This window comes from Brenneria sp. g21c3 (assembly GCF_040240345.1).
Taxonomy (GTDB): Bacteria; Pseudomonadota; Gammaproteobacteria; order Enterobacterales; family Enterobacteriaceae; genus Brenneria.
Window position 1 is genome coordinate 193,278 of the sequence record NZ_JBEIAB010000008.1, and the last position, 10,167, is coordinate 203,444.

10 protein-coding genes are annotated in these 10,167 nt (G+C 54.7%); 5 read left to right on the forward strand and 5 right to left on the reverse strand.

What is annotated here, in order from left to right; genetic code table 11:
• Positions 1–7 precede the first annotated feature (7 nt).
• Positions 8–1,300 carry a Zn-dependent hydrolase gene (locus ABRZ28_RS14325; RefSeq protein ID WP_330520615.1) on the forward strand — a complete coding sequence of 431 codons (1,293 nt, stop codon included), beginning with the start codon at positions 8–10 and terminating at the stop codon, positions 1,298–1,300.
• A gap of 101 nt (positions 1,301–1,401) precedes the next feature.
• On the opposite strand, the gene ABRZ28_RS14330 is transcribed toward ABRZ28_RS14325, so the two are convergent.
• Positions 1,402–2,658, reverse strand: a complete 1,257-nt coding sequence (locus ABRZ28_RS14330) for a valine--pyruvate transaminase (RefSeq protein ID WP_319605069.1) — start codon at positions 2,656–2,658, stop codon at positions 1,402–1,404.
• A gap of 419 nt (positions 2,659–3,077) precedes the next feature.
• On the opposite strand from ABRZ28_RS14330, the gene ABRZ28_RS14335 reads away from it, so the two are divergent.
• Positions 3,078–4,286: an aldose 1-epimerase family protein gene (locus ABRZ28_RS14335; RefSeq protein WP_319605070.1), complete on the forward strand. Its 1,209-nt coding sequence runs from the start codon at positions 3,078–3,080 to the stop codon at positions 4,284–4,286.
• Between the two features lie 465 nt (positions 4,287–4,751).
• Here ABRZ28_RS14335 and ghrB read toward each other — a convergent pair whose 3' ends face one another.
• The 4 genes from ghrB to ABRZ28_RS14355 form a co-directional block, all read right to left on the reverse strand.
• On the reverse strand, positions 4,752–5,714 hold the full coding sequence (ghrB, locus tag ABRZ28_RS14340; RefSeq protein ID WP_330520616.1) for a glyoxylate/hydroxypyruvate reductase GhrB: 963 nt from the start codon (positions 5,712–5,714) through the stop codon (positions 4,752–4,754).
• 139 nt (positions 5,715–5,853) lie between these two features.
• A complete protein-coding gene (locus ABRZ28_RS14345) occupies positions 5,854–6,888 on the reverse strand; it encodes an ADP-ribosylglycohydrolase family protein (protein ID WP_319605073.1) in 1,035 nt (344 codons plus the stop codon).
• Positions 6,889–7,138: 250 nt separating this feature from the next.
• Positions 7,139–7,585: an N-acetyltransferase gene (locus ABRZ28_RS14350; protein ID WP_319605074.1), complete on the reverse strand. Its 447-nt coding sequence runs from the start codon at positions 7,583–7,585 to the stop codon at positions 7,139–7,141.
• Entirely contained in the window at positions 7,582–8,145 is a 564-nt protein-coding gene (locus tag ABRZ28_RS14355; RefSeq protein ID WP_319605075.1) for a DNA-3-methyladenine glycosylase I, read from the reverse strand. Before ABRZ28_RS14355 ends, ABRZ28_RS14350 begins: the two co-directional genes overlap by 4 nt.
• A 33-nt stretch (positions 8,146–8,178) precedes the next feature.
• Here ABRZ28_RS14355 and ABRZ28_RS14360 point away from each other — a divergent pair, with 33 nt between their 5' ends.
• The 3 genes from ABRZ28_RS14360 to ABRZ28_RS14370 form a co-directional block, all read left to right on the forward strand.
• Positions 8,179–8,346: a hypothetical protein gene (locus ABRZ28_RS14360; RefSeq protein WP_330520617.1), complete on the forward strand. Its 168-nt coding sequence runs from the start codon at positions 8,179–8,181 to the stop codon at positions 8,344–8,346.
• Positions 8,347–8,363: 17 nt separating this feature from the next.
• Positions 8,364–9,170 (forward strand): sulfite exporter TauE/SafE family protein, encoded by an 807-nt coding sequence (locus ABRZ28_RS14365; RefSeq protein WP_330520619.1) that lies wholly within the window; start codon positions 8,364–8,366, stop codon positions 9,168–9,170.
• Between the two features lie 284 nt (positions 9,171–9,454).
• The coding region (locus ABRZ28_RS14370; RefSeq protein WP_330520620.1) for a type VI secretion system Vgr family protein at positions 9,455–10,167 on the forward strand (713 nt) is incomplete at its 3' end.

The following is a 10,167-nucleotide window of genomic DNA, read 5'->3' on the forward strand; positions in this document are numbered from 1 at the left end:
ATCGATTATGAATAGCGAAGTGTTATCCGCAGTGAAAAAGAAAACCGATATTGCCGATCTGCGTATCGACGGCGATCGCCTGTGGCAGTCGCTGATGGATCTGGCGGAGATCGGCGCCACGCCGAAAGGCGGCGTATGTCGGCTCACGCTGACCGATCTGGATCGCCAGGGGCGCGATCTGGTGGTCGGCTGGGGAAAAGCCGCCGGGCTGTCGGTCGAGATCGACAAAATCGGCAACGTTTTTATGCGCCGTCCGGGCCGCAATAACGACCTGCCGCCGATCGTCGCGGGCAGCCACATTGACACCCAGCCGACCGGCGGCAAGTTTGACGGCAATTTCGGCGTACTGTCCGCGCTGGAAGTGATCCGCACGCTGAACGACCATAAAATCGAAACCGAAGCGCCGGTGGAAATGGTGTTCTGGACCAATGAGGAAGGTTCGCGCTTTGTACCGGTGATGATGGGTTCCGGCGTGTTTGCCGGTATTTTCCCGCTGGAATACGCCTACGCCGCAGAGGATGTGGACGGGAAAAATGTGCAGGATGAGCTGGAGAAAATCGGTTACGCCGGCCCGAAAACGCCGGGCGATCATCCGATTGGCGCCTACTTTGAAGCGCACATCGAGCAGGGGCCGATACTGGAAGACAAAAACATTGAAATCGGCGTGGTGCAGGCGGTGTTGGGCATTCGCTGGTATGACTGCGTCGTCACCGGGATGGAGTCTCACGCCGGGCCGACGCCGATGGAACTGCGTAAAGACGCGTTGCAGGTTTCCACCCGCATCATGCAGGAAGTGATCGCGATAGCCGATCGCTTTGCGCCGCACGGTCGCGGCACGGTCGGTATGGTTCAGGTCTATCCCAACAGCCGTAACGTGGTGCCGGGCAGCGTGAAGTGCTCCATCGATTTCCGTAATCTCACCGATGAGCTGGTGGATGAGATGGATGCGGCGCTGAAGACCTACCTTGCCGAACTGGAAGCGGAAACCGGGCTGGGTATTCAACTGACGCAGGTCTCCCAGTATCGCGCCGCGCCGTTCCATCCTGACTGTAAGGATGCGGTACGCCGGGCGGCCAATACGCTGGGTTACTCCAATATGGATATCGTTTCCGGCGCCGGCCACGACGCCGTATATATGGCGGAACTGGCGCCGACCGGGATGATCTTTATTCCGTGTAAAGACGGCATCAGCCATAACGAAATCGAGTATTCATCACCCGAGCAGGTGACGGCAGGCGCGAATGTCTTGCTGCACGCGGTGATGGAAACCGCCGGCGTCGCGGGGCGGGGGGCGGCCTGATTTCCGTCATGCCCGCGGCGGCAGGCGGGAATCTGCTGGCGCTGGCGGCTTGACGTCGTTGAGGATGCCCGCCTGCGCGGGCAAAACGGTGCTGAGGAGCGTTAGCGCCTGCCTTCCTGCATGGCTTTTTCAACCTCTTGCGCCAGAATGGCGACGCCGCGCTCAAGGCTTTCCGGGTCCGGCGCGTAGTTTATGCGCAGGCACTGATGCGCGTGCGGCCACCCTTGTTCCAGGCCGGGGAAGAAGTAGTGACCCGGCACCATCAGCACGCCGCGTTTTTTCAGCCGCTGATAAAGCACTTCGGTGGTGATGGGTAAATTCTTAAACCATAACCACAGGAAAATCGCCCCCTCCGGCTTATGAATCAGACACTGTTCCTGCGGCAGATAGCGGCGGATCAGCGCGATGGTTTCCGTCACGCGCTGTTGGTAGAACGGGCGAACCACTTCATTGGACAGCCGCAGCAGATCGCCGCGTTGGATCATCTCATGCGCGATAGCCGGCCCCACCGCGCCCGGCGACAGGCTGATGATGCCGTTCATATTGCCAATCGCGGCAATCACTTTTTCGTCGCCAATGACGATGCCGCAGCGTGATCCGGGCAGACCCAGCTTGGACAGACTCATGCACAGAATAATGTTTGGGTTCCACAGCGGCGTCGCTTCACTGAAGATAATGCCGGGGAAAGGCACGCCGTACGCATTATCAATCAGCAGCGGCACGTCGTGCTGCTGCGCCAGAATATCCAGCCGCATCAGCTCGTCGTCAGTCAGTACGTTGCCGGTCGGGTTGGTCGGCCGGGATACGCAAATCAGCCCGATATCCTCGGTGATCGACAAATGATCAAAATCGACGTGGTATTTGAATTGTCCTTCGGGCAGCAGCTCGATCTGCGGGCGGGTGGAGACGAACATGTTTTCATCCAGCCCGGAATCCGCATAGCCGATATATTCCGGCGCCAGCGGGAACAGCACCTTGCGCTGGCTGCCATCGGCGTGGCGTCCGGCAAACAGGTTGAATAAGTAGAAAAACGCGCTTTGACTGCCATTTGTCAGTGCAATATTCTGCGGCCCGATTTGCCAGCCAAATTCGTCGCGCAGCAGGTCGGCGAGCGAGTTAAGCAACGCATTTTTTCCCAGCGGGCCATCGTAATTGCATAACGCGTCAGTTAATTTTCCCTGTTCCAGCATTTCCTGACAGAGTTGTTGAAAATAGCTATCCATCGTTGGAATATGCGCCGGATTCCCGCCCCCCAACATGATTGCTTCCGGTGAGCGGAGCCCCTCGTTCATGTCATCCATTAGCTGCGTGATGCCCGCATGACGGGTGAATTTGTTGCCGAAAAGAGAGAAGTTCATAGTTTGTCGATTACTGCTCATACGTGAATAGACGGCCACCATAGCGCTTGCGCAACCACGGTGCAATGCGGCGAAAAATCAATCTTGTCAGATATTGTCCTGCATTAATAGGAAATGGCGGAACAACATGCTGATGCGAAGTATACCCTATCCGGCATGATTGATGAGCGTCGTTATCTTCCGCAAATCGGTATTGATTGAATATTGCGGCTGAATCGATATCAGCTTTAACCGCTTTGTGCGTCATTTTTGTGCAAAAAACATTAATGTTTCTAACGATAATGTGATCTCTATGGGAAATATTAACTGGCAAAAGTCTATTTATTGAACTGGTGATTAGTATCACGTTTCGATGCGTTGCTGATTTGTAGTCTTGGTCGGGTATTAGCTAAATCAATTCAGCAAAGAGGAATAACGAAATGAAAAAATTACTGGCACTGGGCATTTCATTAGCCCTCGCTTCATGGCAGTTATCGGCTCAGACCTTTGTGCTGACGGATGCTGAAAGCAGCGTGGAGAAGGGAAACTGGCAGATCGGCAGCGATGCGCTGAAGATTAAGGATCAGCACTTCAGCATTGAACAGAGCGTGCTGCACGGCGGGCGTCAGGAAGGCAGCAAAATCATTACCATCACCAGTCAAAACGGCTTGAAAATCGTTCTCAGTCCGAGCCGCGGCATGGATTTGCTGCACGTCACCGGAAAAGACATCCGTTTGGGGTGGCATTCTCCGGTCGATGAGGTCGTGAATCCGAATACCATCAATCTGGAAAGCCGCGGCGGCGTGGGCTGGCTGGAAGGTTTCAATGAAATGATGGTGCGCTGCGGCTATGAATGGACCGGCCATCCGGTGGTCGATAACGGCATGATCTATACCCTGCACGGCCGCGCCGGCAATACGCCCGCCTCGAAAGTGGTGGTCGACGTCAGCGAAACAGCGCCCTATCAGATTACCGTGCGCGGTCTGCTGAAAGAGAACAGCTTTAAAAAATCGAATCTGGAAACCTGGACGGAATTGCGCTATGTCCCCGGCAGCGAATCGTTCACCGTTCATGACGTGCTGACCAACAAATCCGACTATGTGCGTGATTACCAAATTATTTATCACAGCAACTTCAGCACGCCGATCCTGGAACAGGGCGCGCGCTTTGTGGCCCCGGTGAAAGAAATTTCGCCGTTTAACGACTACGCCAAAGCGGGCCTGAAAGAGTGGCAGACTTATCTGGGGCCGACCAAAGACTTTGATGAAATGGTCTTTAACCTGACGCCGTATGCGGATAAACAGGGGAAAACGCTGGCGGCGCTGTTCAATCGCGCCGGCGATAAAGGGGTATCGATTGATTTTGATACTCACCAACTGCCGGTGCTGACGCTGTGGAAAAACACCGATACGGTAAAACAGGGCTACGTTACCGGCATTGAACCGGGCACCAGCTACGCCTATCCGGTGACCATTGAGCGTGAACAAGGGCGGGTAAAACAGTTGCAGCCGGGACAGAGCACGGCATTTGAACTGACTTACAGCCTGCTGAGCAGCGCCGACGCGGTACAAAAAACGGAACAGCGGGTAAAAGCCATTCAGGGAGACAATAAAACCACGGTGACGGAAACCCCTATCGCCGTTGAATAACCGTTAGAAAGCCTGCGGTGACGTGATACCGCTTTGCCTGTCGCCGGGTGAAGCGGTATCTTTATTTCAGGATCGCATGATTTCCGCGCGGCATGACGAAAATGGAATATTTTATTATAAAGAGGCGGAGCATTTTGCCGATGCGTCCGGAAAAAGAAAGCGCTCGCATCGGCGCCGTGGTATTAACATTGAGTATCGGCACGGCGGAATTCAATTATTTTTCGCACCATTTTTCAATCAGCGGATAAATATCGTTCCGCCCGATCAATTCCCATAATATTAGCAATCCGTAAATAGCAATGCCTCGCGGCTATTCCAACTATCAAATGAAATATAATCTCCTGGCGTAAAAATACGGATTACTTTTGAGAAGACGCCGAAAAGACGTTGATCACGATGGCGCGCAGCCGGTGAAAGCAGAGGCAGACAAGGCCGCCGTCGCCGCCTTGTCTGCCTCTGCTGAATTTATTTCAGCACCTGCGGGTTAACGCAGTTGACTTTTACCTGTCCGTTCAGCGCGGCGATCAGGTTATCGACGGCGCAGGCCGCCATGGCGTAGCGGGTTTCATGCGTAGCCGAGCCGATGTGGGGCAGGGCCACCACGTTAGGCAAACTCAGCAGCGGGGAATCGACGGGCAACGGCTCCTGAACAAAGACATCCAGTCCGGCGGCGTGGATTGTCCCGTTGCTCAGCGCCTCGATCAGCGCGCTCTCGTCGACGACGGCGCCGCGGCCGATGTTAATCAGGATTGCGCTGGGTTTCATTTTCGCCAACTGTTCACGGCCGATCAAATTCTGCGTTTCGGCCGTCAGCGGCAGAGTGATGCACAGGAAATCGGACTCGGCCAACAGGCTATCCAGATCGCAATAGCGGGCGTCAAAGCGGGTTTCCGCTTCGGAATGACGGCGGCGCGCGTTATACAGCACGGGCATGCTGAAGCCTAAATGCGCGCGCTGCGCGACGGCAAGACCAATGCGTCCCATGCCGAGAATCCCGATGGTTTTATGATGGACATCCGTGCCGAACCAGCTTCTGTCGACCCCTGCTTTCCATTCGCCGGCCTGCACTTTTTCCGCGACTTCCACCACCCGGCGCGCGCTGCTCAGCATCAGCGCCAGCACCGTATCCGCCACGGTTTCGGTTAATACCGTGGGGGTATGCATCAGAACAACGCCGTGCTCGTTCAGCGCATCAACATCGAAATTATCGTAGCCCACCGAGATGGTGGAGGCCGCGCGCAGGCGTGGACAGCGTTGCAAAAAGGCGTTATCCACTTTACCGCCGGCGCCGATGATACCTTCAGCCTGAGCCAGCGCCGGATGGTTCCCTGCGGGTAGGTCGTCCAACACGGTGACGGTGAAATGTTGATCTAAACGCGCGCGTAAATCGTCAGGAATCTTTCTATACAGAATAATGCTAGGTTTCATCGCAAACTCCGGCAATTTAGGGAGATTAAAGCCTTCATGGCTGATGGCATCAGCGTGTGGCCGCCAGCCACACGCATATAGTATGCATGATGAAGAGTATGCGCGATGAAATAAAGTTAGCAGGGAAAGTGAATTGGCATCAGATGGCGGACATCCGTCGTATCGGTTCCCGGAGGGTGCGTAATCGCAGAAGTTCGCGACCGTAGTAGTCAACGTCAAGTCGGTTTACCTCATCCAACTGCTGTTTGAAATGAGGCGCAATACTGGTTACGCCATTGATGGCGCCGCAAATGGCCGTCGCCATCGCGCCGATGGTGTCGGTATCGCCCCCCAGATTAGCGCACAGGATAGCGCAGCGGTTGGGATCGGTTTGCGCCAGTTCCACCATGGCGATAGCCGCCGGAACGGACTCGATCATTTCCGTACCGGTGCCGATCAGATCATAAATACGCGACATGGCGCACAGGGTTCCATTGGCGCGTCTTACCGTCTCCAACGCCAGTTCGATACGACAGGCCAGAGACGCGCTGTAAGTGGTTACGCGCCTATTCTGCGCCGCCTGAGCGACCGCGGGCAGTTCATCGCTGATCCCGCTCCAGGTGGAGACGCCGTCAATCGCTTTTGAGATAGCCCAGGCGATGGCGGAGGCGCCGGCGACGGCCACATCGGATTTGTGCGTCACGCTGGATGCGCACGCTATGTTATCGATGAACTCGCACAGCGAATGCGTCGGCAGCAGGCAGCCTAACGGGGAAACTCGCATGGCGGCGCCGTTAGTGACGCCGTTGTTTTCCAATTTATGGATATCGGTTCCTTGCTGTAACGCGCTCAATGCGGCCTTTGAGGTCGGGCCGAGGATGTTTTTCTCAAAAGCGCCGAAGGCTAACGCCCACTTCAGAATGTGTCGCCCGATTACCGTCGGCTCGATCTGGCCTTCGCATTCGATCAGGGCATCCGCCAGCGCAAGCGCCATTGCGGTGTCGTCGGTATATTGCGCGGCGCTAAAATAGCAGGCGGCGATATTCTCCGGCGGGCCGGGCAGGAAACGGTCGATCCAGCCGAACTGTTTTTTTATCCGTGCGCGAGGCCATAATTCCGATGGCATTCCCATTGCATCGCCCAATATTTGACCATATAACGCACCATTAATACGGTTCTGTTTATTTGATGGCATGACATATCCTTAACAAGCCCAGACAATCTCCTTCCCCAGAAGAGATGATCCAATTGGCTATGTCGCTATTAGTTGATTTTTCTAATAAAATAGTTTTACGCAATGATTAGGCCGTGGTTAAAAAATTAAACAAGAGCGTTATTTGTTGATAGCGTAACATCAAATATAAAAAGCATAGAACGTTTACAGATGTTAGTTGAAGTAATTGTGAGTATTTATTTAATTTAGCAATGTAAAGAAATAAGGACGGTTAATATTGACGGATGAAAGTATTAGCCCATTGCATTATAAGTGTTGTGGCCTGGGTTTCCTGATTGAAGTTTTTATCTACGACCACAAAGCCCTGTTTGCGGTAAAACGCGCAGGCGCGCGCATTCTGTTGGTACACTTCCAGGCTAAGCAAGGAAAACTGTTGCTGGACGTGGTTCATTAACGCCGCGCCAATCTGCCGACCATAATCGCATTGTTGTATAAACAGCGCGCCAATAAAACGCTTTTCCAACACGCTGATAAAGCCGGCGAGGCGTTCCGGCTTTTCATATACCCAGGTTTGCGACTGTGGAAGATAAATGTTACGCACCAGCGAAGCGCTTTCCCGCCAGTAGTCTGCATGAATAAAAGGGTGCGCCAGCGTCGTGCTTTCCAGCCAGAGCGCCATCAGCGACTCCAGATCCTGCGATCGGTACTCGCGGATCATGGCGCGGATTCTTGTTGGCAACAGCAGTCGGCGACATGGTCGTTAACCAATCCGCCTGCCTGCATAAAAGCATAACAGATGGTGGATCCGATAAATTTGAAGCCGCGTTTTTTCAATGCCTTCGACATGGCATCGGAAATCGCGGTTTTGGCCGGTACGCCGGCGAGCGATGCCGGACGGTTAAGCTGAGGCTGATGGTCAACGAATGACCAGATGAAATGAGAGAAGCTTTCGCCCTGATCCTCCATCTCCAGCCAGGCGCGGGCGTTGGCGATGATGGCTTCGATTTTTCCACGATGGCGAATGATGCCGCTGTCTTGCATCAGCAGGTCTACGTCATCCGGGGTCATTTGGGCAATACGGCGCGGCTCGAACTGATGAAAACAGCGGCGGTAGTTTTCGCGCTTTTTCAACACGGTGATCCAGGAAAGCCCGGCCTGCTGACCTTCAAGACACAGCAATTCAAACAATTTCTGGCTGTCGGTGCAGGGTTTCCCCCATTCGTTATCGTGATAATCCTGATATAAAGCGTCCTGGGTGACCCAACCACATCGTTTCATCGGTTTATCCTATCGTTAAGCGCTGGATACGGATTGTTATTCGGTGAGGTTATTGATATTAATGCCGCTGACGAGTGCATCATCATGACACTGATATTGCTGTATATGCAACCAGCTTTTGGCGCCCGCCTCACCGATATCCAGTATGCTGACGGAGCGCGGCTGACAACAAAGCGATTTGATAAAAACGATAACGAATAACGGTCGGGAGACGGGGAATGGCGGTTGAGTGGATTTTAGCCTATCTGGCGTTAGGGGCGGTTGTGGGTTTTATGGCCGGGTTATTGGGGATTGGCGGCGGCGGCATCATGGTTCCGCTTCTGACGGCGATGTTCGCCGCTCAGGGCGTGCAGCATGAACATTTGGTGCATATGGCGTTGGGAACATCGATGGCGGCGATTGTCATTACGGCGATTTCCAGCCTGCGCACTCACCATCAGCATCAGGCGGTGCTGTGGCCGGTGGTCTGGCGGATTACGCCCGCCATCCTGTTTGGCACCTTCGCCGCCACCTGGCTGGCGACGCTGCTGCCGACGCGGGCGCTGGCAATTTTCTTCTCCTGTTTTATGGCCTATGTCGCGCTGCAAATGGTGTTGAATATCAAGCCTAAACCGCAGCGTCACCTGCCCGGCGCCGCGGGGATTTCGTTGGGCGGACTGTGTATCGGCGGTATTTCCGCGCTGGTGGCCATCGGCGGCGGCTCCTTAACCGTTCCTTTCCTGACGTGGTGTAATGTGCGTATCCAACAGGCGATCGGCACCTCGGCGGCGGTCGGTCTGCCGATCGCGCTGGCGGGCGCGCTGGGGTACATGATCAACGGCTGGTCGGCAACCGGACTGCCCTACTACAGCCTCGGCTACGTTTCTCTGCCGGCGGTGGCGCTGATTTCGCTGGTAAGCTTTTTCACCGCGCCGATTGGCGCCCGTTTGGCGCACCGTCTGCCGGTCGCCGTCCTGAGGAAGGTGTTCGCCGGGCTATTGCTGCTGTTAAGCCTGAAGATGTTGCAGACGGTGTTTAGCGGTTGAGTCGGTGCAGGGAGGTGATGATTGAAATAATCCAAATATCTTGGTTTATGGCTGGCATATCCCTTTGCCGAATTCACTTTAATTATCAGGCGGAATGGAAATATTTTTTGTTTTGCCTGATTTTTCATTTCGCAATAATGATAAACAATATTATTAACGATATAATAATTTGATTTTAAATGATATTTTAAATATTCCCCCATCAAAATCGCTTGCCTGTCTGATCGTGTTTTCGGCATAATACGCGCCATAAAATTTCTCAATGGACATGAAAGGGAAACCGCATGGAGCGCAATTACGCCATACCCTCGTCTTTTTCTTCGTTAACCGCCACGCTCGCCCGTTATCAACTGTCCGTCTTTGGCTGCGCCGACCTGGACGTCGAGTCCTTTACCGCCACCGAGGGGCTGAGCCAGACCTACTGCTACCAGATAACCTTTACCAGCAGTCGCGACATCGCCCCCGGCGAGATGCTGTTGCAGGACGCCAGCTTTACCTTCAATCCGCCGGGCAGGCAGTTGGGCGGCATCACGCTGCCTGACGCCACGCCGCCGCGTGCGGTGCATGGGGTGGTGACGCAGTTTCAGCGGCTGTCGGCCTCGGCGGACGAGGTGCGTTACCGGCTGACGCTGGAGCCGCATCTGGCGCTGCTGGGCAATGCCGGTCGGCCGGCGATATACCAGCATCAGTCGGTGCCGGAGATAGTCGAGCAGATATTGCGCCAACAGCATCAGTTCGAAGGCTGGCAGTTCGAGTTCCGCCTGCGCAACCGCTACCCGCAACGGGAGCAGGTGATGCAGTGGCAGGAGAGCGACCGGGCGTTTATCGAGCGTCTGCTGGCGGAGGTGGGTATCTGGTATCGCTTCGAGATGGACGCACGGCTGAAGCGGGAGGTGGTGGTGTTCGCCGACGACCAGCAGTTCTACCAGTTTGACGTGCGATTGCCGCTGCGCAGCCCGTCGGGGATGAACGACAACGGGGTGGAGTCGGTATGGGG